This window comes from Gemella sp. oral taxon 928 (genome assembly GCF_001553915.1).
Lineage (GTDB): Bacteria > Bacillota > Bacilli > Staphylococcales > Gemellaceae > Gemella > Gemella massiliensis.
The window spans coordinates 515,874-539,812 of the sequence record NZ_CP014233.1; the positions used below are offsets into that span (position 1 = coordinate 515,874).

Genomic DNA, 23,939 nt, shown 5'->3' on the forward strand with positions numbered 1-23,939 from the left:
GTAACATGCCAAAATAAGAGCGGGGCTACTAACTATATTTAATTATTATTTTTGTTTTCTTCTACCAAGTAAAACAGCACCCATTAATGTAATAGCACCTGCTAATAGAGAAGAAGACGTTTCTAAACCGGTTCTAGGTAGTATGCTGTTATCAACTCGACCACCATTATCTGATGGACCGCCGATACCACCATCAACCTTAGGAGTTGAACTTGTAGGGACTGTACGCTCATCTAATTTAGCTTTACTCCAATCAAATGTAAGAATAGCTTTTTTACGACCGCCTCCCGGCATAATTTTTTCCATGGTATTAACAAAGACTTCAACTTCTACTTTGTCCAGTTTTTTAGTGCTAGTGAAAACAGCTTGTTTAGGGTGAAGAAGTCCCGGTATTTTTACTTCATACAAGTCAACTTTTTTACCGTTAACCCAAAAAGCACTAACACCGTCTGTTTGACCTAAGAAAGTAATATCCTTCATAGTTATAACATAATTATATACACCATTTTCTTGATAAACAAAAGCATCTACCATAGCAGCATGCCCCATAGATAATTTGTTGTTTTCATAATAATTAAGTAACTTTATAGGTACAACGTATCCAGATTTAACAACTGTTTGTTGAATTTGATTATTTTGTTGTACAACTTTTGTACCGACTTCAATTACTTCGTCAACAGGTTGTTGCGTAATGGATTCTGATTTAACAGTTTTTGTTTGAGTACCGTCAGCTTTAGTAACTACTGTATAGACAACAGTTTTAACACCTTTTTTACCCGGTGTTTTGACTTTTTCAGTTCCTTTTTCAAGATTAGGATTTTCTACTTTTGTAGTTTTATATGGAATTTCTTCAGTTTTTGTTTCTTCAGAAGTAAGATCATTTATTGAAGAAGGGACTTTTGAAGTATCAAAAGTGAGTTTTGCTTTTTGACGACCGGCACCCGGCATAATTTGTTCCATAGCATTAACAAATACTTCTACATCAAAAGAATCTTTAAGTGCAGGACTCATAAATTCCACTTGAACAGGATTTTTAACATTAGGATCCGGATAAGTTATAGATTTAAGAGGTATTTTTTTCCCTTCAACCCAGAATTTTCTGATTCCGTCACTCATTCCTAAAAATGTGATATCTTTTAGTATTACAGTATATTTGAATTGATTACCTATTTTTTGTACGGTAGCTTTTACCATTGCAGCGTTACCCATAGATAGCTTATTAGGTGTATAATAGTTCATCAGTTTAACAGGAATATCATACACAGCTGAACTAGGTGTATTTTCAGCAGCTGTTGCTACTTTTGCAGGTATTTGCACATTAGAAAGTTCGGTCACTGATAATGTGGATACAATAACAGCGGCAGAAAAAACTTTTAATAGATTATTTTTTTTCATATCTATTATCTCCTTTTATTTTTTATATTTTATTTAACTTAACTATTATTATAGTATAAAAATAACAAAAAATAAAGTAGTAAATGATAATCATTATTAATTCTTTTAGTATCTTTAACTTAAAAAATATTAGAGTAATGTAAAACCTACACTACTCTAATAAAATTATTTACTACTTATTAATTTTTCTGCGAAAAATTAATGCAGAAAGAAGAGTTAAGAAACCAAGTCCGCTAAAGGTAGCGGTTGCAATACCGGTATTAGGTAATACTTTTTTATTATTTGAAATATTACCGACAGAACTTTGATTATTTAAGTTATTGCTACCAAGTTGAGAAGTTTTATCTGTTTTATTTTTATCTTTTTCTTTAATAGAAGTTTCTTGTTCAACTTTTTTATTATCTTCTTTAGTATTATTTTCTTGTTTATCTTCTTCTTTAGGCAGTTTGTTTTTATCTTTAATGCCGGGTTCTTGTTCTTTTGGAAGTTTATTATCTTCTTTGTTATTAGGAACTTGCTCTTTAGTTAAAGGAGTAGCTTTAGACCAGTCGAACGATAGACGTGCCGGCGTATTTGCATGGAATAATTTTCCACCGACAGAAATATCCATAGTGACAGGTGCAGTGGTTAATTTTTCAGAGCTGGTGAAATGATATTGTTTTTCATGGTCATTACCACCAAGGTCTTTTACTTCCGCCTCTTTACCGTTAACTGTAAGACGACTTACATTACCTACAATAGGTCCTACATGTAAGTCTTTAAATGTTACGTAGTAGTGATATGTATCACCGATTTTTTCAACACGAGTTTTTTCACTAACTAAGGCCGGATTTCCCATAGAAAGATTATCGGTATTGGCATTAAGAAGTTTAGCCGGAACGCTATTATAAGGACTGTCAGCTTTTTCTACCATCGGGAAGTTTAAAGCCAAAGTAGTTTCCGTCGTTCTATCTTCATAACGAGGTTTTGCACCGGCTTTTACCCTTACATTAACGATAACATCCAGCTGAATTTTGTCCAATAAACTATCGGTAATAATTTTACCCTCATATAATTTAGTGGTTGAATCTATTTCAGTAAGTGTTATTTCCTTACCTTTATAATAAATTTTAGAAAGGGTAAACGGTTTGTTACGAAGCAACATATTAGACGATGTTCCCTCTTTTACTTGGATAGTATATTGATATTTGTTGCCAATTTTTTCAACTTTTACATCTTTAACAAAAGCGTTAGAATAAATAGAAGAATCATCACGATTTCTCCCGTTAAGTTCTCCTTTTACTGTGGTCGGGAAAGTATTAGGCACTTTATTAGCCTCAGCTTCGTGGTCTTCGGCAATAGGTTTAGCCGGGGTAGGTTCTTCTTTAGGTTTTTCCGGTTTTACAGGTTTAGTAGGTTTTGGAGTAATCGGTTCAGTAGAACCATCTTTTTCAACGATAGGTCTGTCTTCCCATTTACGAGCAGTTTCGTAATACAGTTGCAATGTGACAAAGTGAGACATATCACGTCCGTCGGGATATTTAGAAGTACCGTCTAATTGAATTTTATCCAATAATTTATCTGATGTAATAGATGCTTCTTTAATACGTTGTTTTTCGCTTAATGTTTTTAATTCCAGCACCTTATCTTGATATATAATTTTACTTAATTCAAAATTGTAAAATTCTCCGCCGACGTCGGTAATTCCCGGTTTAATTCTAAACGTATATTTATATTTATTACCGATTTTTTCGACTTTAACATTGTTATCTAATGCCGGTTCATATAGTGACGGTTCATCATTATTGTTTGCATTTCTTAGATGCCCTTGGACATTAAGTGGAAATTCTTTTTTTACAGTTTTTGAATCAACCTCTCTGTCTTTATTCGGGTTTTTATATGTAGCAGCCTCGTAGTTGTCAGCTGTAACTTTTTTACCTCCATCATTTTTTAAGTTTTTACCATCTTGTTTAGTGGTAGTCGAAGTAGTAGCGGTAGTTTGTACTTTCGGAGTGGTGTTGGGTGTGCTTACTCCTGTTGTAGCATGAATAGCACTATCTTCCGCAGCGTATGCAAGTTCGTCCTGATTGTAGGCTTCTATGGCTGCTATTGCAGAGAAAATTGCCGTAGCAGAAAGAACTTTTAATAATGTGTTGTTTTTCATATTGATAAATCTCCTTATTTATATGTAATCGATTTTTAAAAAATCGCTAAGCAATATTATATTATAAAATCTGTAAAAAATAAAGAAGAAAATGATAATCATTCTTAATTTATTTAAAAAAATATATAATTTCAGTAAAATATAAGGTTATTATCTTTGTTTTATTATAAAAATAAAGATAATTTTCAATGATTTAAGTGATATATAAAAATAAATAAAACGATTGCATTAAGATTGACATTTTTAAAAAAGTCTGTTACGATAGGGTGGTAAATTAAATATAAGCACTAGGGGTGCCTTTAGGCTGAGATAACAAATGTTAGACCCTTTGACCTGAACTAGATAATGCTAGCGTAGGAAATGTGATAAAAATTTGTCTTTTTATGTAAATATTAATATACTTTTTAACTCCCATGCACTACGTTTGGGAGTTTTTTAGGTTGTGTTTATAATCAAATAAAATACTGAGGGGGATATATTGATGAAACAAATTACAGATATAATGGAAGAAAAGGCACTACCGATTATTGATAAAATTTATTATGACGGCTTTATTCAAGGATTAATTCATGCTGATTTATCAGAGGAAGCAGTTGTTCATTATTTAAAAGCGGATGCGTTGTATTTAGCTAATTTTAGCGATATTTACGCATTATTACTGGCAAAAAGTGATAATAAAGATGAAAAAAATTTCTTTTTAAGTCAAATAAATTTTGTTTTAAATGAAGAAATTGCCGCTCATAAAAACTTAGCCGATTATATAGGACGTGATTACAATGAAATTATTAAAGGTGGTGAGTGGTATCCGTCGGCTGATCATTATATAAAGCATATGTATTATAATGCCTATGCTTTCGGTATGGCAGAAACACTTAGTGCTATGGCACCGTGCCCATGGATTTATGCGAAAATAGCAGAGAAAATTTTGGCAGAAAATAAATTGGCAGATGATCACCCGTTAAAATTTTGGGTTGAGTTCTATGCCGGAGATTTGGCAAAAGATTGTTTACATTGGTATTATAGAATAATTAATCGTTTAGCTGAGCATATGTCTATTGCTGATAGGAAACGACTTATTAAAAATTTTTTGGAAAGTTGCAAACATGAAAGAAAATTCTTTAATATGGCATATACACAAGAATGTTGGGAGTTGAAAGAATAATGAGTAAGTTAAATATTGCGTTGACGATAGCCGGCACAGACCCGACAGGAGGAGCGGGTATTATGGCAGATTTGAAAACATTTCAGGCACGTGGTGTCTATGGTATGGCGGTAGTAACCAGTGTTGTTGCCCAAAATACTTTGGGTGTTCAATATATTCAACATCTGAATTTGGAAACGATAGAAGCACAGTTGAACAGCGTATTTAACGATATAGCACCCCACGCTATTAAAACCGGAATGATAGCTAATGCTGATATGATGAGATTAATAAAACGATATATACCGAAAAATCATCTGTACGTAGTTGATCCGGTTATGGTAGCCACAAGTGGAGATAAACTTATAGATGATAAAGCAAGAAGAAATTTAAAACAAGAAATTTTACCTTTAGCTACGGTTATTACACCGAATATTCCGGAGACAGAAGAAATAGTAAATTTTGAAATAATAACGGAGTCGGATATTAATAAAGCAGGAAAATTTATTATATCGGAAGTGGGATGTCAGTCGGTTGTTATTAAAGGCGGTCATCTTACAGGTAATGCTACGGATTATTTGTTTACCAAAGACGGTTCACGTCATATATTTTTAAGCGAACGTGTAAATACACGTCATACACATGGGACAGGTTGTACATTTTCTGCGGTCATTACAGCGGAGTTGGCAAAAGGGCGTGATTTGGTTGAAGCGGTGGCAACAGCTAAAAAATTTATATCAACGGCGATATCCGAAGCACCGGGGATAGGGCATGGGAATGGACCCGTTAATCATTTGGCATACAAGGGAGAATAATATAATGAGTAGTATAAAATTAATAAAAGAAAAATCTCCGTTGGTTATTTGTATTACTAATGACGTTGTGAAAAATTTCACAGCAAACGGATTGGTAGCACTCGGAGCATCACCGGCAATGAGTGAGTATAAAGATGATTTGGAAGATTTATTACGTTATGCGAGTGGATTATTTATTAATATCGGTACATTAACCGATGAGAATTGGCAACTTTACAAAGATGCGTTAACGATTGCCGAGCGTTATAAAGTACCGGCGGTGCTTGATCCGGTTGCTTGCGGAGCGAGTGCTTACCGTAAAAGAGTGGTTAATGATTTAATTAGTAATCATAAATTAGCCGTAATACGTGGTAATGCGGGAGAAATCGGCAGTTTAGTAGGAATGAATATAGAATCAAAAGGCGTTGACAGTGCAACGGTAGATAATGTAGCGGAGCTAGCGTTATTGGCGAACAAAAAATATAATATTCCGATAGTAGTGACGGGCAAAGTAGATGCGATAGCGGTAAATGGCGAAGTTCGTACTATATATAATGGTAGTGCAATGATGCCTAAGGTTATAGGAACGGGTTGTCTTTTAGGTGCGGTATTGGCAAGTTTTATCGGAGTAGACGAAGATAATCTGTTAGTTGCTTTGGAAACCGCTTTGCTGACATATAATATTGCCGGAGAAATTGCGGAAAAAATGCCACGTGCAGACTTACCGGGTACGTATAAAGTAGAATTTATTAACGCTTTATATACGGTAGCGGACGAAGATATAGCACATTATAAAAGGGTGAAATAGTATGTTTAATAGACAAGTTTTACGATTGTATTTTATTTGCGGAACGACTACTTGTGATAATAAATATCTACCTGATGTTGTTGAAGAGGCACTTAAAGGTGGTATAACAATGTTTCAATTTCGTGAAAAGGGTATGGGAGCATTAAAAGGTGATAAAAAAGAACAAATGGCACGAACGATCCAAAACCTATGTAAGCAATACAATGTACCATTTATTATTAATGATGATGTTGATTTAGCAATAAAGCTTCAAGCAGATGGTGTCCATGTCGGTCAGGAGGATATTGATGTAGAAAAAATTCGCAAATTACTTCCAAAGGCAATTATCGGGTTGTCAGTAGGGAATACCGTAGAGTATAAAAATTCAAAACTAGCCTATGTTGATTACATTGGAGTGGGACCTGTCTTTTCAACAATATCCAAAAATGATGCAGGTAGTGCAATAGGATATACCGGCTTAAACAAAGTAAAAGAATTGGCAAAAGATTTGCCAATCGTCGCAATAGGCGGTATTAATATACAACATATTAAAGATATTATAGACATTGGGATAGATGGTGTATCAATTATTTCTGCCATTTCCTATGCAGGTAATATAGAAGAAACCGTTAAAACCATGATAAAACAATTATAAAAAGCCTCCAAAGGAAATCACTTTTTTGAAGACGATTCGCAAAGTGATAAAAAGGATATACACTAAATTAATAGTGGTATATCCTTTTTTAGTAATTATTTATTATTTTTTCTACGAAGAACCAAAGCGAAAAGCAGTGTCAAGAAACCTAAGCCGGCAGTGGCTGTAGCATGAATACCGGTACTAGGTAATTTTTTACCGTTATCGGTAGGTTTATTGTTATTATTGTTATTATTGTTATTATTGTTATTATTGTTATTATTGTTATTATTGTTATTATTGTTATTATTGTTATTATTGTTATTATTGTTATTGTTGTTATTGTTGTTATTGTTGTTATTGTTGTTATTGTTATTATTGTTATTATTGTTGTTATCGCCGGATTTATTTTCTTCGTTTTGTTTTTTCGCATCTTCTAAGATTTTATTAGCTGAATTAATATCTTTTGCATCATTTAATTGTTTAACAAATTTTTCTTTTTGTTCTTTAGTTAAATCAGGTAATTTTTCAATCTCAGTTTTTGCATTTTCAACGGCTTCTTTTAGTTTTTTTGCTGCCATTTCTTCGTCATTTGGCGCTTCAGGACGATTAATGGTGGTAGAGAAAACTAATTTTGCCTCCGGTCTTGAAGTTCCCATTCCGTCATTAGGTACACGAACATCATAGCTGGTTTTTACATCTTTTTCTAATTCAACAAGCAATTTTTTATTAAAGTTACCGATTTCTCCGGTTAGCGAATTAAGATCATCGTATTTATTAACGACATGATATGGTAGTTTTTCTCCATCAAGTTGGTCTTTAAAAATATCAAAATCTAATAAATGAGCATGTACTGAACCGAAAATCATAGTTTTTAAATCAATATCCAAGTAAGTTTTAGTTGGAGTGAAGATTAATTTTCCTTTGTTAACAAATACATTATTTGCCATTGAAGTTTCTTCCGGGCGATGGAATTTTTTAATAGCGAACTCAACATTTTGAGTAGGGTACTTGTACTCTAATGTATTTAATGCGGTTTGCAAGTCTTTTAGGTTTTTAGATAGTGCTTCGGTATCTGTTAATGAATTATTTACACGTGTTTTTAACTCATTTAAAGAAGAAAGTTTTTCAGGTGTTAATAATTGTTTTAAAATATCAGAATCAACAATATCACTTAGAGTTTTAGCATTTTTTTGTAAGTATTTTATATCTGTTGTTTTTTCAGATTTTAAAATTTTTATATTTTTATCCATGTTTTCCAGATGAAGAAGAACAGCGTTTAATGTAAAACTATTTTTTTTAATTTTTTTCTTAACTTTTTGCAATTCAGCTTCTAAATTAGATTTTGCAGTAGAAATGCTGGTAGTTTCAGCAAGAATTTTTTCCGCTTCTTCAGCTTTTTCTTTAAGTTCCGCGACTTTTTCTTCAGTTAATGCTTTTGTATCTTTTTCAGCGATAACAAAGTATGCTTCATCGCTGTTAACATTGAATTGCAAAGTAGATTTAGAAACTGTTGCTGTTGTCGGAACCGGACGAAGAATACCGTTTTCATAGATATAAGCATGAGTATTAGTTGTTGCTTTATAATTCTCCAGTTTTAAAGTAAAGATTGGGTTTTCATCAATATTCCAACCGTTTTTGGTAGTAGGAGTAAATTTAGAACCATCTTTTTTAGTAATATTTAATTTTAAAGTTTTAGCATTTTTTAAGCCTAGTTCATTAATCTTGCTGTCCAGTGTTTTATTTATTATTTCTTCAGAAATAGGAGTAGCTTCAAGACGTGCGTTTTCATCAAGTAAGAATTTTCTGTCAGAAGATAATGTAGCTTTGTACTTGGTACCATCCATGTCAACGGTAGTTTCTGTTTTGTCAAGTGTTTCTTTGTCAAAAGGTAATACGTAAGTTTTTGTTTCACTACTTTCTTTACCGTCTTCACTAAATGCTTTTACTTTTAATGTTAAGTTTCCACCGGTAGTTGGTACTTTAGAACCTTCTTCAAAAGGATCTATGTTTAAGTTGTAGTAAAATTCCGGTTTATGTGGATTTGCATTAGCGAAACGTGCTACGGCATCTCGTGATGAAAATGTCGGTTCGCTGCCATCTAAGGTATATTTTAAATAACGAGTTTTAGTATTCACAAGACTAGGTCGTTCAAATGCAGCTTCTAATGAGAAGAAGTAGTTATTAGCTAATTTGAATTTATCGCCATTAATACCGTTATATGGTGAATAATCAACACCATCTTTAGAAAAATCGAATTCTTGTTTAGGGTCACCGGCTTTTTTAACGGTAGTTCCATGTACTACAGGTTTAAGAGAAAATAGTTTAGGAGCATCTACTTTAGGGGATTTGTTGATATTAACATTTTTATCGTCCCAAGTGACGGTTCCGTATTTTCTGAATATACCTGCCGGATATTGAAAATCACCGTAAACAAAAACTTCTTTTTTACCGGTAACGGGGATTTTAGCTTGAGAAATTTCAAAAACGGATTCGGAAGTTTTTAAAGTTTGAATTACTTTTACCTCTGTAGGAGTTTTTAAATCAGAGTCTTTAGCATTTTCAATAGCTTTATCCGCATATTTAATATTTTGAAGACCGTTGTTATTTTTTCCTTCACCTATTTTACTATAATAGGTAAGAACTAAGTATTCTTGTCCATTTTCTTGAACTAATTTTCCGATAGTATCAACATTTTTTCTAACTACAGGAGATACTATAGTATCATCTTTAACATGAATGTTAACATATCGTTCAACAGGTTTCGGATCTTCTGTTACTTTAATTACTTTAAGTGTACTAAAATCATGATTTAGTATAATGTTTTGTGTTCCAAGACCCTCGCTAATAGAATCCATAACAGGGACGTAGACCTGACCGAAAGCAATTAATTTATTGTCGGCAGTTATTTTATTTTTATCAACAGGATATTCTACTGTTTTAGGATAAGCAGTTCGAGAAGGATAGTGTTTTTTATAAGTATCGAAAAAGTCATCTTTTTCGTTAGTGTTATAGTTTTCTACTATTGTTGCTTCTTTAAATTCATTATCAGCGATTTTCATTCTATCAGCATAAGATTTATCACCGCTGTAATATTTTAAATCACCTAAGTAACCTCTGAATTTTTGACTTCCCATACCATGTTCAATCGGTTGGAAAGAAAGTCTTATAAAATATTGCCCGTTTCTAACAATAAGACGTGTGTTTTCTCTTTTTACAGCACCGTCTGCCATCGATGCCGCTTTTCCATTGCTGAAATTTAAGATTTTCACATCAAATGAGTATTCCCCGTCTTTTAGATTTTTAATATCTAAAGTTTTGTTGGTAGCGGCAGTTTTATCGGTAGCATTTGCTACGTTATTATGATTGAGTGTCGTATAAGGTGCACTTATACCGGTTGTTACAACTCCTGCCAGCAACAACGTAAATAAATTATTTTTTTTCATTAAGATAACCTCTCTTAGTATATTTATTGTTTAAAACTTTATTGTGTGTTTTTTTAAATAATCTCTAAAGAAATCACGATAAAGATAATCGTTATCAATAGGTGTTTAAAAAAAATACACAACTAGGTTGCTCACTAAATATATTACCATGACTTACAGAAAAATACAAATAAAAACTTAAAATAAACTTAAAAATAATGTAGTGTTACAATAGATGTGAGACATATAATAAAAAAAAGAAGAGTAAATCCTGTATAATGAAGTTACCTACAAATCAAAAAAAGGAATTTACTCTTATGAAAACTATTATAACAGAAAATATAGAAAAAACACAACGATATATACCTCATACTTTACAAACAAGAATAGCTGCAGTTAAAACTTATAGAAATGGTAACTCTATCCGCTTTATTTGTAGGCGCTATAAAATATCAAAAGCCTCTCTTTTGCGTTGGAATAAAAAATATGACGGTACTAAAGAGTCTCTTATAGATAAGTCTCATAGACCTCATTCTATTCACCCTAACGCCCATACAGTTGAAGAATTGTCTTGGATTAAAAATCTTATTAAACGTAACCCTAATATTTCTATGATTGAATTATATGCTAAACTTAAATTCAACAAAGGTTATAAAAGACATCCTTGTTCTTTATTTAGAGTACTTAGAAAATTAGGTTTTTATAAAGATACTAAGAAAAAAGTAATTCCTTATAAACCTAAACCTTATGATACACCTACTGAAATTGGTAAAAAATGGCAACTTGATGTGAAATATGTTCCTAAACGTTGTTATGTAGGAGAAGTTCCAGATAAATTTTATCAATATACTATCATTGATGAAGCTACTAGGGAAAGATTTATTTTCCCTTTTAAAGAACAATCATCATATTCTACTGTTCAATTTGTTAAAATGGCTATTGATTATTTTGGGTATAAACCTAAGATAATTCAAACTGATAATGGTTTTGAATTTACGCATTTTAAAGATACTAAACGAATACACCCTTTTGATGTATTGTGTAATAATCTTGGCATTAAACATCAACTTATTAGACCTAGAACTCCTAGACATAACGGTAAGGTTGAACGTAGTCATAGAAATGATAATGAACGTTTTTACAGGCATTTATCTTTCTTTTCGTATGATGATCTTATATCTCAGATGAAAAAGTATCTATATCGCTCTAACCGTCTTCCTATGCAGACTTTAAATTGGCTTTCTCCTGTTGAAAAAAGAAAAGAGCTACGGAAAGAGTCTATAAAAATATGCCGGCTTTAATTCCTTGTTAGATAATAGATTTCACAATTTATTTGTCAAGGACAAGGGCTACGCCTTTTTCAAATCCTTGACAAATAAGTTTTAGAAATCTGAAATGTTCTCTAAGGAATTAAAGCTGGCAAATCTAATCAAATAATGTAATTTACGTCGGGGGCTTCATACGGTTTACATAGAAGCTAGCTTCTATGTAATTCTATTATATCCGGTATTTATTTTTTACTTTTTTGTCTCACATCATTTACAAATGTACAAAACTTAAAATAAACTTAAAAATAACTGTGGAGTTACAGTAAATGTAAAACAAAAAAGTAAATCATATTATGAAATAAATTTATAGAGTTTATTTTATATTATTGAAAATTTATATATAGAAAAATATGGTATAAAATAAATAGAAAAAACTAACATTGTTAGTAAAGAGATGCTTCACTTAAACTTTTGATAAAGTTGTTTTTTCTTGTTGACTATTAAGCTACTTGTTTTAAAAAAATGCAGGAGGATGTGTGGTTAATCCCCCCTTAGATTTTTACTAAAATTTTTCTATCTAAATTTAATATTAACATTTGGTAAAAGTAAAATATATTAAAATTTTGTTAAAGTTCTATAAATTATAAATACTTTCAAAAAATATATTTTTCAAACACTCTCAAAATAATTTTATTTTTTTGTTAATTAAAGTATAATAAGTGTAAAATTTAATTTACTAAAGGAGATAGTGTTATGAAGAATATTGTTTTGATTCATGGTACATGGTGTGACGGAAGTGTCTGGGGAGAATTCGCTGTGGAATTGGAAAAACTAGGTTTAAGAGTTTATACACCAAGTCTTCGATACCATGATTTACCGTATAAAGAAGTTGAAGAAAAAGTCGGAACGGTAAGCCTTAATGATTATGTGGAGGATATTGTGCAACTGGTAGAAAGTTTAAATGAACCGCCGATAATATTAGGGCATTCACTCGGTGGATTGATAGCACAACTAGTAGCTGTTAGAACAAAGGTAGAGGGTATTGTACTTATGGGAACGGCACCGGCTACAGGAATTTTTGCTTTTTATCCAAATATGATAATTTGTTTTTATAAACATTTTTTACGTTGGGGTTTTTGGAAAAAGCCTATGCCACCATATAAGCATGCTTTTTATGATTACTGTATGAATAATCAGGAATTACATGATAAAGAAAGAGAATTTGCTAAGCTGGTTCCGGAGTCCGGTTTTGTATATTTTCAAATGGCATTACCGTTTTTAGATAGACAAAAAGGTGCAAGTGTAGATTTTGATAAAGTAACAGAACCGGTTCTAGTAATAACCGGCACAGATGATAAAATGGTTTCACCCAATATCGCAAAAGCTACAGCGAAACGTTATAAAAATTCTGAATTAAAAATTATTCAAGGTTCTGATCATATGTACGAAGCACCGAAATTTAGAAGTGTTACAATATCAATTATAAACGAGTGGTTAGAAAAAAATAATTTTAAATAAAAAATTTGTGTTATTTTATTGATTATTTAGGAAAATGTATTTTTTAGATAGACAAACGCCCAAATTAAAACCTTTACAAAAAAGAATTTTCAAAAAATTTAGTAAAAAGTTAGAAAAACTATTGACAATTAATACCGATGGTGATAAGATATATTCAAGTTAAGAATTACCAATATTCAAATAAGTAGTATATAAGAACTTTTTCAGAGAGTGTGGGTAGGTGTAAGCACATAATGTAGACGATATATGAAAATGGTTTGAATGGTAAAAAGAGTGAGTTTTAAACAAACTCTTTTCGTGTGCATTACGTTATAAATGCACATTATCTTTGGATATATAATATATTCAAATGTAGTGATTGAGTTCGTATTTACGAAAAGTAAGGTGGTACCGTGAAATTGATTTCGCCCTTATTCTCTTAGGAGAGTAGGGGTGTTTTTTATTTTATGGAAAACTCACAGTTAACAAAAAAATATTATAATATAAAAGGAGATTTTCATATGAAGAAAATATTATCATTCGTTGCAAGTCTTTTAGCACTTGTAGTAGTTTTAACAGCTTGTTCAAGTAAATCAAGCGAGAAAAAAGGTATTGATGTTGAAAAATTAGACCCGAGCAATCCTGTAACTGTTAAAGTAGGAGCAACTAACGTTCCACATGCGGTATTATTGGAGCATGTTAAACCACAGTTGGAAAAAGAAGGAATCAAATTAGATATTATTACTTACCAAGATTATTATGTACCTAACAAAACGTTAAACGATAAAGAAATAGATATTAACTATTTCCAACACCTACCGTTTTTAGAAAATGCGGTCAAAGAAAATGGTTATAAAATTGAAAATGCCGGCGCAGTACACTTAGAACCGATCGGGTTATACTCTAAAAAAGTAAAAGATGTTTCTGAGTTAAAAGATGGAGCACAGATATTAGTAAGTAATAATAAATCTGAGTGGGGACGTGTAATTAAATTATTAGCTAAAAAAGGATTGGTAAAAGTTAAAGATGGTGTTGATCCGATAACAGCTACATTTGATGATATTTCTGAAAACCCTAAAAACTTGAAATTCAGTTACGAGAATGATCCTGCCTTAATGACTAAGTTCTACGAAAATGGAGAGGGTGATTTAGTTTCTATTAATGCCAATTTTGCGGTTGATAATGGTTTGAACCCGATAAAAGATCCTGTTTTGGTTGAAGAAGCAACAGAAGATAACCCATATGGTAACATTTTGGCAGTACGTGAAGGAGATAAAGATAAAATTGTTGTTAAGAAAATTTTGGAAGCATTAAAATCGGAAGATACTAAAAAATTCATTCAAGAAAAATGGAATGGTGCGGTATTACCTGTTAAATAATGAATAGACACGAAAGATAAAGGCAGCCAAAAAGCTGTCTTTATTTTAGGTTAAAATCTATTTTAAAATATTTTTCAGTATGATACAATAAGGCTATAAATGTTATTTATTTTAGGGAGAAATAATATGGAAAAGGGAGTATTACTTTGTTTTTATGTTGTAATAATGAGTGTATTTGCAAGTGGAATAAAATGTTTTATTGACAGTAGCAATAAAAGAAGTTTCTTATATAGAAGAAGTTGTTGCGATAGCTGTAAGCACCTATTGGGGTTAAGTGATTTAATACCGATTGTGAGTTTTATTATCAGTAAAGGGCGTTGCCGCTATTGTCATACTCATATTCCTATTGATATTTTTATGTATGAAGTTGTTGCAAGTACGTTAACCTTATTATATTTTATTTTTCAGGAGCAGTTTATTTTTTTAAGTATTTTTCATCTTGTAATTGCTGTTTTACTTTCCTTTATTTCTATTGAAGATGTGAAGCATTTTGAAGTGGTTGATGAATTATTTTTCCCGTTATTATTTTGCAGTATAATTTTTGCAATTTATAATTTTAAATTTTTTTCTTTCTATAATTTTTTTGGATTAATTGTTCTATTTCATATTTTATATTTTTTAACACGTTTTAAAATGGGATACGGTGATATAAAAATTTTTTGTATTTTAGCTCTTAGTCTTAATTTTTACGAGGGATTGTATTTGCTGATTTTTACTTTTTTATATGCCGGAGGTTTTGCGGTAGGGTTATTAATTTTAAATAAAGTAAAAAAAGGGTCTAAGATTGCTTTGGTGCCGTTTATTACTTTATCCTATTTAACAATAATTTTAATAAGGGAGGCAATTTTATGGTAAAGGGATATACGATTAAAGAGTTAGAGATGGATGAACGCCCAAGGGAGAAATTAAGAACACTTGGTGCAACATCTCTTAGTGATAGAGAAATTTTGGCAATACTTTTAAGAACGGGAACAAAAGAAAAAAATGTGTTAGAACTTGCTACCGGTATTTTAAAAGATGCCGGAGGAATAAGGAATCTTCGTGAGGTAACTTTTAATGAATTAACTAAGCATAAAGGAATTGGTGATGAAAAAGCCATTCATATACTAGCAAATATTGAATTTGCAAGAAGAATTTATGCAACCGAGCAACCTGAAGTAATATGCAATAACCCTAATGTAATAGCACATTATTTAAAATCCTCATTAGAAAATTTAACACAAGAAATTTTTATTACACTTGATATTAATACAAAGGGAAAAATCTTACAACAGCGAGAAGTCTTTAAAGGTAGTCTTAGTATGTCAATTATTCACCCGCGAGAAATTTTCAAAAATGCAATAAAAAACAGTGCATCAAGTGTAATATGTATTCACAATCACCCGAGTGGTGATGCAACACCATCGTTGGAAGATATTAAAACAACGGTTAATTTATTAGAAGTTGGGGAGATAGTGGGAATAGAGATGTTAGACCACATTATTATAGCAAAAACCGGTTATGTAAGTATACGACGTGTTTTAAATTATTTAACTGAGGAAAATATCGATTATAAAAAAGAAAAAATCACACAAAAACAGTTGCAACATATTATTAGAAAATATAAAATTGTAAATAAATATTAAATTTATGTTAATAAAGATGAGGAATATACCAAATACGGGGCATAAGAAAAAGTAAACAGGTGCTAAATAAAAAAGATTGTATATGGTGTTACAGCAACTCAATTATGGTAATGCCGATACTTTTAAGTTATACAAAGTACAAAAATATAAGCTGTATAATAAATAGAGGAGATGGAAAGAATGATGTGTATCCAAAATCCTGTAAGAAGAATACTTGAAGTATTAAATATAACGAATAAGTTATTACACGGTGATGCTACAATCAATAACTTAATTGATGTAGCCCAAGAGGAATGTGAGATAATGGACAAGGTAGGGTTAATAGACTTACTAGTGCCGGTTATGACTACAATAAAGTGCAACAAAAAGCAAATGAATTATTAAGGTAAGATGTGAGCCTACTGTAGAAATAAATTCTATGGTAGGTTTATTTGTATAAACTAAATATTTTGTAATATATTATATTGGAACATATTAGTTATTTTGATATAATATTTTTATAAATGAAGAAAATGCATAAGAGAAACAAAGTAATTATTAAGGTAATAGTATTATTAAATATAATTTTATCTATTTGGTATATAATTAGTCTATGGAAAGGATAAAAAGGATGAAATTTAAAAATTTTTCTTTGAAAGTAGGAAATAAAAAATTATTTGATGATGTAAATATAGAGTTTAGTAGCGGAATATCGCATTTAATAGGCAGAAATGGATCTGGGAAATCTTGTCTAGTAAAGACATTGGAGAAAAGATTTGATTATTCTGGAGAAGTGTGTGCAACTGATTTTGTAATAATAGCTTCATATAGTAATATTCCTTCTGACTTAAAGTGGAGCGATTTAGAGAGAGTATTAAATAATGACAAGTGTTTTATTGATAAATTAAAAGATACACTTAATATGCAAAATATAGATAAAAATATTCAAATATCAAAATTAAGCGATGGACAAAAACAAAAATTAAAATTATTATTTTATTTAATGAAAAAACCTAAGATTATTATTTTTGACGAATTTACAAATGGACTAGATAAACAAACTACATTAGAATTGTATAAATTCATAAAAAATTATATTAACGAATTTAAAGAAACTATATGTTTAAATATTACACATAACATGGCGGATTTGTCTGAGTTAGAAGGGAAATATTATTTAATAGAGAATAATAATATAAAAGAGTATAAAAACAAAGAAATAGTTATTGAAAAATATATAAAAGGAGATATATAAATATGGAATTTAGACGATCTTTAAATAATAAATTGTTTTTATTCATAACTTTATCGTCATATGTTATGTTTGTATTTGGATATATTTTGCTGAAGACTATAGATAATATAAATCAAGTTAATTATTATCAATTTATTCTGTCTGTATATACGGTATTTACTCAGTTCGGTCCGTTAATAATATCTATTCCTATTATAAATTTTATTAATGTTGATTATAAAGAAAAAAATATTATATTTTATAAAACTTTAAACTATACAGTTTTTAAATATTTTTTCGAAAAAATTTTAGTGGTTTGTTTTTGGTATTTCCTATCGACTATATCATCACTGATAATACTATCTCTGTACTATAATAAATTTGATGATTTTTTAATAATATGTTTTTATTTTATTAGTGTAATTATTAGTATTTTATTAACTTCCGGTATCTTTGCATATTTATTTTCTAATATACTTTTTTCATTCGGAGTGAATATAGTTTTTTGGATAGCAGGAATAGTTATAAATAGCATATTAGGTGGAAGTTCAATTTTTTCTTTCTTTGACGCTACCAATAAGACTTACAAAGGTTTTGAAAAGTATTTTTCTACAGGTGATTATAGTATGTTAAATATACCGGAAATTTTACTATATATTGCTTCTATTTTTGTTTTAGTATTAATAATATTAGGAGTTATGAAAAAGTCTTGGATAAAGAACGGTATTTAATTTATGGTAAAAACATATATAAAGAAAATTCATAAAAACAATAGTTATGTTGTAAAAAACATTAATATATAGAAAAATTTAAAAATATGAGGAAATATCATGAAAGAGATAATTATTGTTAAAAGACTTAGTAAAGACTACATAATAAAAAATAGAATTAGCTTTTTCAATACGGAAAAGATAATTAAACAAGCATTGAAGGACATAAATTTTAGTATAAAAGAAGGTGAAATTGTAGGATATATAGGAAATAATGGAGCTGGGAAATCCACAACTATAAAATTACTGTTAGGGATACTAACTAGTACAAAAGGATCAATAAAAGTGTTTGGTAAAGATCCATTTGTTAATAGGCAAAAAAATGCTGAAAATATAGGTGTGCTATTTGGACAAAAATCACATTTATGGTGGGATTTACCATTAATTGATTCTTTTGAGTATTTATCAAAAATCTATGAAGTAGATAATAAAGAATGGTTAGATTATTTGATAACAGAATTAAATGTAAAAGAGTACTTATATCAACCAGTGAGGCAACTTTCTTTAGGACAAAGAATGCGCGGAGAATTTATAGCTAGTATTATTCATAAGCCTCAATTGGTGTTCTTAGATGAACCAACAATTGGTTTAGATATAGAAACAAAGAAGAAGATTATGGAATTAATACTAAAAATAAATGAGAAGTATAATACAACTATCATACTAACAACTCATGAGATTTCGGATATTGAAAAAGTATGTAAGAGAATGATTTTAATTAGTGATGGTGAAATAAACTATGACGGTGAAGTGAAAAGCTTTAAGAAAATTTTTAATAAATATAAAAAATTAAAAATGCATGGAGAAAATATAGTAGATTTAAATGAAGAAGGAATATTTCCTTTACGTACAAATATTGATTCTAAAGAATTTGTTTTTGATGAAAATAAGTTTAGTGTTTTAGATATAATAAAATTAATACCAATCTATAAGTTTTAACTGCAGCTATTCTTGTTTGTAAAGTATGAGGTATATATCGTTGTGTTTTTTCTATATTTTCTGTTATAATAGTTTTCATAAGAGTAAATTCCTTTTTTTGATTTGGTGTAACTTCATTATACAGGATTTACTCTTCTTTTTTTTATTATATGTCTCACATCTATTGTAACACTACATCAATGTGATATGATTTTTCTTTTTTTCTATGAGAAAATAATGTTATCTGATATAATATATGTATAGAACTAGGCGAAAACAGATTTGTAGAATATTATTAAAACAATATTGATAAAAATCGTAGACGGTCTTGACTAAACTTTCAAGCGTCACTTTGTTTCTTTGAAAGTAAGTCTTCGTTGCATACGCTGTACCTAAGTTTTTTGTCGTCGCTTTGCTTCTAAAAACACAAATGTACAATGCAATGCCCCCTAAGAGGGCTTTGCCCCTCCCAGCAGTTACAACTAGCAATTATCTTCATCACTTTGTGATTTGATAATTCCAGTTGTTTTTGCATACGCTGTACCTAAGTTTTTTGTCGTCGCTTTGCTTCTAAAAACACAAATGTACAATGCAATGCCCCCTAAGAGGGCTTTGCCCCTCCCAGCAGTTACAACTAGCAATTATCTTCATCACTTTGTGATTTGATAATTCCAGTTGTTTTTGCATACGTTGTACGTAATGATTTATGCGTCACTTTGTTCCTATAAATCAAAACGTACCACGCATAGTAAATTAAAAAAGGAGCTAATGTATGATAAAATTAGTTGTTACAGATGTAGATGATACATTGCTGAACAGCAAACATGAAATTTCTAAAAAAAATAGAGAAATAATCGAAAGATGTAAGAAAAAAGATATTAAAGTAGTTTTGGCATCAGGTAGACCGGATTTTGGAATGTTACCAATGGTAAAAGAATTAGGTTTGAATAATTATGATAATTATTTATTATCTTTTAATGGTGCAAAAATAACCAATATAAAAACGAAAGAGTAAGTATATGAAAAATTTTTATCAAAAGAGAGATTAAAGTTTTTGGTAGATGTAGCTTTAAAAAACAATTGCGATATTTTAACTTATCAAAATGGGAAAATACTTACGAATAGTGATAATAAATATGCAAGAATAGAATCAGAACTGGTGGGTGCTGAACTTTCGATAAAGGAAAACATGAAAGATTATATTAATGAGGGTGCAGCAAAAGTAATTGTTTTAAAAGAACCAACTGAAGCATTAAGAATAAAGGAAAAATTAGAAAAAGAGCTTAGTGATAGTTACGAAGTCGCAATGTCAAAACCATTTTTTATAGAAATTAATGATAAAGGAATATCAAAGGGTGTCTCTCTTAGTGCTTTGTGTAAAAAGTTAGGATTTAAAAGAGAAAATGTTATCGCACTTGGTGATGGGTTAAATGATTTAAGTATGATAGAGTTTGCAGGTGTAGGTGTGGCAATGGCAAATGCCGGTGATGTAGTAAGGGAGAAGGCGGATTTTATTACAAAGTCGAATGATGAAGATGGTTTTGCCTATGCAGTAGAAAAATTTGTTTTCGAAAGAGAGTAAAAAATGAAAGTAACATTGTTATGTGTTGGAAAGGTAAAAGAAAAATTTTATAGAGAAGCTATAAAAGAATATGAAAAACGCCTTAGTGCATATGTTAAATTAACAACGGTTGAAATACCGGATGAAAAGGTTAAAGTTGAAAATTCATCAGAAATAGCAGTTGCGATGGAAAAAGAGGGAAACAATATTTTATCCAAAATAAAAGATACGCAATATGTTATTACCTTGGAAATACTCGGTGAAAGTATTTCAAGTGAGAAATTTTCAGAAAAAATCAATAACTTAATGATAACTGGAAAGAGTGATGTGGTACTTGTGATAGGTGGAAGTTATGGATTATCCGATAGTGTCAAAAAACGAAGTAACTATGCACTTTCATTTAGTAAAATGACTTTCCCACATCAAATGATGCGTGTTATTTTACTTGAACAGGTATATAGGGCATATCGTATAATTATGGGAGCAAGTTATCATAAGTAAAAAAAATAAGTTTTTTGATAAATTTTAACAATAATTGATAGTGGTATGGATACTTGGAGATAATTCGAAAGTCTTAATTTTTAATAAAAACGTTTATAATTTAATTTAGACGCAGGTAGTTTGCCGATATTCAGATTTGTTTTACAAAAATTTTTGGGTACCTCTAGTAAATTTTGAAGATACGGCTTAACAAAATCCAACTTTAAGAAATTGAGATTTTCTAGTTGCATCCGGAATAAATATCATTATCAAGTTTAATCATTATTTATATACAATTCTTAAAAAAAACATAAAAAAGGAGATGGGAACAATGGATTTTACAGATTTTACGGATTTTACAACAGGATTGTTAGTAGCAATAGCCATAATTGTGGGAATAATACTATTAATGGCATATATTATAAATGTTGTTTTTTGTGCAATTTTATTTGAGGTACTTGGAGTGAAAAAAGGACTTGCCTTTATACCTATTTATAATACATACCGATTATACAAAGAATACAAAGGAAGAGTGTGGAAAAGTAATTGGGGAATAGTATATGTAGCAGTTACGGTAATATCTTTTCTGTTATATGTATTTTTAGTAGTAATATTTTTAGAATTTATTCCAATGTTAATAACAAATGTAACAAGTGGTATGAATGCAGAAGATGCTATATTAGATATTATTTCGAGATTATTTTTATGGTTAATAGTGATTATGGTGCTGGGAGTAGTATCAACTGTTTTTAACATTATCCTTTCTGTCATTCTATATTGGCCTCTAATGTTAACTACAGCAAGAAAGGTTATCTTGGTATTATATTTAATTTTCGGTGTATCGCAAATTGCCGGAATAATGAACATCACAGCTGAGAATAATCCGGATTTAAAATCGACTGTTAATTTAATTACGATAGCTATAACAATAATATTTATCGTCGTCGCTTTATATTCAGCAGGTGACATAAGAAGACAAGTACAAAGCGGTAAGAAAATACTACATGATAAGTTAGATTATAATTCATTGGATAATATACAGATAAATGAAATATTAGTAAGTAGAAAACGTTGTTTAGTAGCGGATAATAATCAAGCACAGCATAATAACAGTATTCAAAATATGGAATATATCTAACAAAAATATATAAATAACCTTGGGAATTTTTTTGAAAAAACTAATCTCAAGGTTATTTTTGCGTTTAATTGTTATAAAATTTGACATATATTTTAAAAAATAATCATTAATAAGTATAATAGTGAATATAAAAATTTATTAAGGAGATTATAGAATGGATAATTTGTTAACATGGTTAACTAATTTAAACGATTTTATATGGACGTATTTTCTAATAGGGCTTGTTGTGGTGACGGGGGTATATTTTACATTCAGTACAAATTTTATACAGTTCACTTATATAAAAGAAATGTTTAGATTAATTACAGAAAAACCGAAAATAGGAAAAAATGGAGAAAAAAAAGGAGTATCGGCATTTCAAGCATTTACAATATCAGCAGCATCACGTGTTGGAACGGGGACTATAGCAGGGGTTGCAATTGCGATCGCAATGGGAGGACCCGGTTCTGTATTTTGGATGTGGATTGTTGCACTTTTTGGTGGTGCTTCTTCATTTGCGGAGTCAACACTTGCTCAAGTATATAAAGTAAGAGATAGAAAGGGTGTCTATCGTGGAGGACCGGCTTATTATATGGAAAAAGGTCTTGGGCAGAAATGGATGGCGATACTGTTTGCCATTGTTATTTCAATAACTTACGGAATTGCATTTAACTCAGTACAAACTAATACAATTGCTCAATCACTGGCGGTTTATAATATTAATCCAAAAGTAGCCGGAGGCGTGTTGTTGGCACTTACTGTTTTTGTTATTTTTGGTGGAGTAACTAAGGTTGTAAAAATAACGCAGTGGTTAGTTCCGATTATGGCAGTCATTTATCTTTTTATTGTTTTAATAATAATGGTTATTAATTATGATAAACTCCCAACAGTGTTAGGACAAATAGTGAAATCAGCTTTTGGTATTGAACAGGTTGGTGGTGGAGTAATTGGAATGGCGACTTCTATTCTTCTTGGGGTAAAACGTGGAATGTTTACCAATGAAGCGGGGTTGGGATCGACACCGAATGCTGCAGCGACCGCAGAGAGTTCACATCCGGCGAAGCAGGGATTTATCCAAACACTTGGAGTATATTTTGACACTTGTCTGGTTTGTACAGCAACAGCATTTTTAATTCTTTTGTATCCGGGAGTAGAATACGGCAACGATAAACTTCAGGGTATTAAATTAACGCAAGCTGCATTAACTTCTCAAATAGGAAGTATCGGAACAATATTTTTAATTGTTGCAATTTTCTTATTTGGATATAGTTCAGTAATTGGAAATTACTATTATGGAGAAACTAATATTCAGTATTTAATACCTAAAAAATGGGCGGTAAATATATATCGTGTTATAGTTTGTATTTTTGTTTATATTGGAAGTGTCATGGATTTGAACTTAGTTTGGGGACTTGCCGATGTAACAATGGGTGTAATGAGTTTGCTTAACTTAATTGCTATAATAGGCTTATCATCGATAGTTTATGTGGTATTAAAAGATTATGTTAAACAACATAAACAAGGGAAAAATCCGGAGTTTTATCTGGATAATTTACCGATAAAAATAGATAATGCTGATTGTTGGAAAAATAAAAAAGAAAACTAAAGATTTTTATGGTAATTAGTTTAAAATTTAGTGAAATCTCAGTTGATTAGTAGAAAATGGAATATAATAATGGATATATAATAATTAGTATGGATAGTAAAACTATACTAATTATTTTTATAATCGTAAATTATTAAAGCAGAAAATATCCTTAAAATGAGCCGGGTTAGAAGATTAGTTCATTTT

At 30.3% G+C, this 23,939-nt stretch carries 18 protein-coding genes, 2 pseudogenes and 1 riboswitch; of the genes and pseudogenes, 17 read left to right on the forward strand and 3 right to left on the reverse strand.

The window, feature by feature from the left end; all coding sequences use genetic code 11:
• Nucleotides 1–45 precede the first annotated feature (45 nt).
• Both AXE85_RS02280 and AXE85_RS02285 read right to left on the reverse strand, forming a co-directional pair.
• A complete protein-coding gene (locus AXE85_RS02280) occupies nt 46–1,395 on the reverse strand; it encodes a G5 domain-containing protein (RefSeq protein ID WP_062172959.1) in 1,350 nt (449 codons plus the stop codon).
• Between the two features lie 172 nt (nt 1,396–1,567).
• Complete coding sequence (locus AXE85_RS02285) at nt 1,568–3,538, reverse strand: LPXTG cell wall anchor domain-containing protein (RefSeq protein ID WP_062172960.1); 1,971 nt, start codon at nt 3,536–3,538, stop codon at nt 1,568–1,570.
• A gap of 279 nt (nt 3,539–3,817) precedes the next feature.
• Nucleotides 3,818–3,916: riboswitch (TPP riboswitch) on the forward strand.
• A 103-nt stretch (nt 3,917–4,019) separates the two neighbouring features.
• Between AXE85_RS02285 and tenA the strand changes: the two genes are divergently transcribed.
• Genes tenA through thiE form a run of 4 tightly spaced genes read left to right on the forward strand, consistent with a single transcriptional unit; the run spans nt 4,020 to nt 6,915 of the window.
• Complete coding sequence (gene tenA, locus AXE85_RS02290) at nt 4,020–4,700, forward strand: thiaminase II (RefSeq protein ID WP_062172961.1); 681 nt, start codon at nt 4,020–4,022, stop codon at nt 4,698–4,700.
• The gene (gene thiD, locus AXE85_RS02295; protein WP_062172962.1) at nt 4,700–5,494 is read left to right on the forward strand and encodes a bifunctional hydroxymethylpyrimidine kinase/phosphomethylpyrimidine kinase; all 795 of its coding nucleotides are present in this window, start codon (nt 4,700–4,702) and stop codon (nt 5,492–5,494) included. Before tenA ends, thiD begins: the two co-directional genes overlap by 1 nt.
• 4 nt (nt 5,495–5,498) lie before the next feature.
• Complete coding sequence (thiM, locus tag AXE85_RS02300) at nt 5,499–6,281, forward strand: hydroxyethylthiazole kinase (protein WP_062172963.1); 783 nt, start codon at nt 5,499–5,501, stop codon at nt 6,279–6,281.
• A gap of 1 nt (nt 6,282) precedes the next feature.
• Nucleotides 6,283–6,915 carry a thiamine phosphate synthase gene (gene thiE / locus AXE85_RS02305; protein ID WP_062172964.1) on the forward strand — a complete coding sequence of 211 codons (633 nt, stop codon included), beginning with the start codon at nt 6,283–6,285 and terminating at the stop codon, nt 6,913–6,915.
• A gap of 95 nt (nt 6,916–7,010) precedes the next feature.
• Here thiE and AXE85_RS02310 read toward each other — a convergent pair whose 3' ends face one another.
• Complete coding sequence (locus AXE85_RS02310) at nt 7,011–10,340, reverse strand: LPXTG cell wall anchor domain-containing protein (RefSeq protein ID WP_062172965.1); 3,330 nt, start codon at nt 10,338–10,340, stop codon at nt 7,011–7,013.
• Nucleotides 10,341–10,636: 296 nt separating this feature from the next.
• On the opposite strand from AXE85_RS02310, the gene AXE85_RS02315 reads away from it, so the two are divergent.
• The 13 genes and pseudogenes from AXE85_RS02315 to AXE85_RS02375 all read left to right on the forward strand — a co-directional run bounded on the left by AXE85_RS02315 (nt 10,637) and on the right by AXE85_RS02375 (nt 23,753).
• On the forward strand, nt 10,637–11,620 hold the full coding sequence (locus tag AXE85_RS02315) for a DDE-type integrase/transposase/recombinase (RefSeq protein WP_062174043.1): 984 nt from the start codon (nt 10,637–10,639) through the stop codon (nt 11,618–11,620).
• A 720-nt stretch (nt 11,621–12,340) separates the two neighbouring features.
• The gene (locus AXE85_RS02320; protein ID WP_062172966.1) at nt 12,341–13,105 is read left to right on the forward strand and encodes an alpha/beta fold hydrolase; all 765 of its coding nucleotides are present in this window, start codon (nt 12,341–12,343) and stop codon (nt 13,103–13,105) included.
• A 500-nt stretch (nt 13,106–13,605) separates the two neighbouring features.
• Nucleotides 13,606–14,463, forward strand: a complete 858-nt coding sequence (locus AXE85_RS02325; protein ID WP_062174677.1) for a MetQ/NlpA family ABC transporter substrate-binding protein — start codon at nt 13,606–13,608, stop codon at nt 14,461–14,463.
• Between the two features lie 126 nt (nt 14,464–14,589).
• Nucleotides 14,590–15,318, forward strand: coding sequence for a prepilin peptidase (locus AXE85_RS02330; RefSeq protein ID WP_062172967.1), 729 nt, complete (start codon nt 14,590–14,592; stop codon nt 15,316–15,318).
• Nucleotides 15,312–16,088, forward strand: a complete 777-nt coding sequence (gene radC, locus AXE85_RS02335; protein ID WP_062172968.1) for a RadC family protein — start codon at nt 15,312–15,314, stop codon at nt 16,086–16,088. Before AXE85_RS02330 ends, radC begins: the two co-directional genes overlap by 7 nt.
• Before the next feature lie 338 nt (nt 16,089–16,426).
• Nucleotides 16,427–16,477 (forward strand): annotated as a pseudogene (locus AXE85_RS08845) (hypothetical protein); the annotation flags it as partial.
• Nucleotides 16,478–16,698: 221 nt separating this feature from the next.
• Nucleotides 16,699–17,322, forward strand: coding sequence for an ATP-binding cassette domain-containing protein (locus AXE85_RS02345; protein WP_062172970.1), 624 nt, complete (start codon nt 16,699–16,701; stop codon nt 17,320–17,322).
• Nucleotides 17,323–17,324: 2 nt separating this feature from the next.
• Nucleotides 17,325–18,032 carry an ABC transporter permease gene (locus AXE85_RS02350; protein ID WP_062172971.1) on the forward strand — a complete coding sequence of 236 codons (708 nt, stop codon included), beginning with the start codon at nt 17,325–17,327 and terminating at the stop codon, nt 18,030–18,032.
• Nucleotides 18,033–18,131: 99 nt separating this feature from the next.
• Nucleotides 18,132–19,010: an ABC transporter ATP-binding protein gene (locus AXE85_RS02355; RefSeq protein ID WP_082729116.1), complete on the forward strand. Its 879-nt coding sequence runs from the start codon at nt 18,132–18,134 to the stop codon at nt 19,008–19,010.
• Between the two features lie 751 nt (nt 19,011–19,761).
• Nucleotides 19,762–20,571: pseudogene (locus AXE85_RS02360) on the forward strand (Cof-type HAD-IIB family hydrolase).
• A gap of 3 nt (nt 20,572–20,574) precedes the next feature.
• Nucleotides 20,575–21,051 (forward strand): 23S rRNA (pseudouridine(1915)-N(3))-methyltransferase RlmH, encoded by a 477-nt coding sequence (gene rlmH / locus AXE85_RS02365; RefSeq protein WP_062172972.1) that lies wholly within the window; start codon nt 20,575–20,577, stop codon nt 21,049–21,051.
• Between the two features lie 310 nt (nt 21,052–21,361).
• Nucleotides 21,362–22,168 (forward strand): hypothetical protein, encoded by an 807-nt coding sequence (locus AXE85_RS02370; protein ID WP_062172973.1) that lies wholly within the window; start codon nt 21,362–21,364, stop codon nt 22,166–22,168.
• A gap of 154 nt (nt 22,169–22,322) precedes the next feature.
• On the forward strand, nt 22,323–23,753 hold the full coding sequence (locus tag AXE85_RS02375; RefSeq protein WP_062172974.1) for an alanine/glycine:cation symporter family protein: 1,431 nt from the start codon (nt 22,323–22,325) through the stop codon (nt 23,751–23,753).
• Nucleotides 23,754–23,939: the final 186 nt, after the last annotated feature.

Excerpts from the sequence above, each read along its gene's own strand:
- AXE85_RS02355 (WP_082729116.1), top strand. The coding sequence starts at position 18,132 with ATGAAAGAGATAATTATTGTTAAAAGACTTAGTAAAGACTACATAATA.
- thiM (WP_062172963.1), top strand. The coding sequence starts at position 5,499 with ATGAGTAGTATAAAATTAATAAAAGAAAAATCTCCGTTGGTTATTTGT.
- AXE85_RS02320 (WP_062172966.1), top strand. The coding sequence starts at position 12,341 with ATGAAGAATATTGTTTTGATTCATGGTACATGGTGTGACGGAAGTGTC.
- AXE85_RS02375 (WP_062172974.1), top strand. The coding sequence starts at position 22,323 with ATGGATAATTTGTTAACATGGTTAACTAATTTAAACGATTTTATATGG.
- AXE85_RS02280 (WP_062172959.1), bottom strand. The coding sequence starts at position 1,395 with ATGAAAAAAAATAATCTATTAAAAGTTTTTTCTGCCGCTGTTATTGTA.
- AXE85_RS02285 (WP_062172960.1), bottom strand. The coding sequence starts at position 3,538 with ATGAAAAACAACACATTATTAAAAGTTCTTTCTGCTACGGCAATTTTC.
- radC (WP_062172968.1), top strand. The coding sequence starts at position 15,312 with ATGGTAAAGGGATATACGATTAAAGAGTTAGAGATGGATGAACGCCCA.
- AXE85_RS02370 (WP_062172973.1), top strand. The coding sequence starts at position 21,362 with ATGGATTTTACAGATTTTACGGATTTTACAACAGGATTGTTAGTAGCA.
- thiD (WP_062172962.1), top strand. The coding sequence starts at position 4,700 with ATGAGTAAGTTAAATATTGCGTTGACGATAGCCGGCACAGACCCGACA.
- AXE85_RS02315 (WP_062174043.1), top strand. The coding sequence starts at position 10,637 with ATGAAAACTATTATAACAGAAAATATAGAAAAAACACAACGATATATA.
- AXE85_RS02310 (WP_062172965.1), bottom strand. The coding sequence starts at position 10,340 with ATGAAAAAAAATAATTTATTTACGTTGTTGCTGGCAGGAGTTGTAACA.
- AXE85_RS02330 (WP_062172967.1), top strand. The coding sequence starts at position 14,590 with ATGGAAAAGGGAGTATTACTTTGTTTTTATGTTGTAATAATGAGTGTA.
- AXE85_RS02345 (WP_062172970.1), top strand. The coding sequence starts at position 16,699 with ATGAAATTTAAAAATTTTTCTTTGAAAGTAGGAAATAAAAAATTATTT.
- tenA (WP_062172961.1), top strand. The coding sequence starts at position 4,020 with ATGAAACAAATTACAGATATAATGGAAGAAAAGGCACTACCGATTATT.
- AXE85_RS02350 (WP_062172971.1), top strand. The coding sequence starts at position 17,325 with ATGGAATTTAGACGATCTTTAAATAATAAATTGTTTTTATTCATAACT.
- AXE85_RS02325 (WP_062174677.1), top strand. The coding sequence starts at position 13,606 with ATGAAGAAAATATTATCATTCGTTGCAAGTCTTTTAGCACTTGTAGTA.
- rlmH (WP_062172972.1), top strand. The coding sequence starts at position 20,575 with ATGAAAGTAACATTGTTATGTGTTGGAAAGGTAAAAGAAAAATTTTAT.
- thiE (WP_062172964.1), top strand. The coding sequence starts at position 6,283 with ATGTTTAATAGACAAGTTTTACGATTGTATTTTATTTGCGGAACGACT.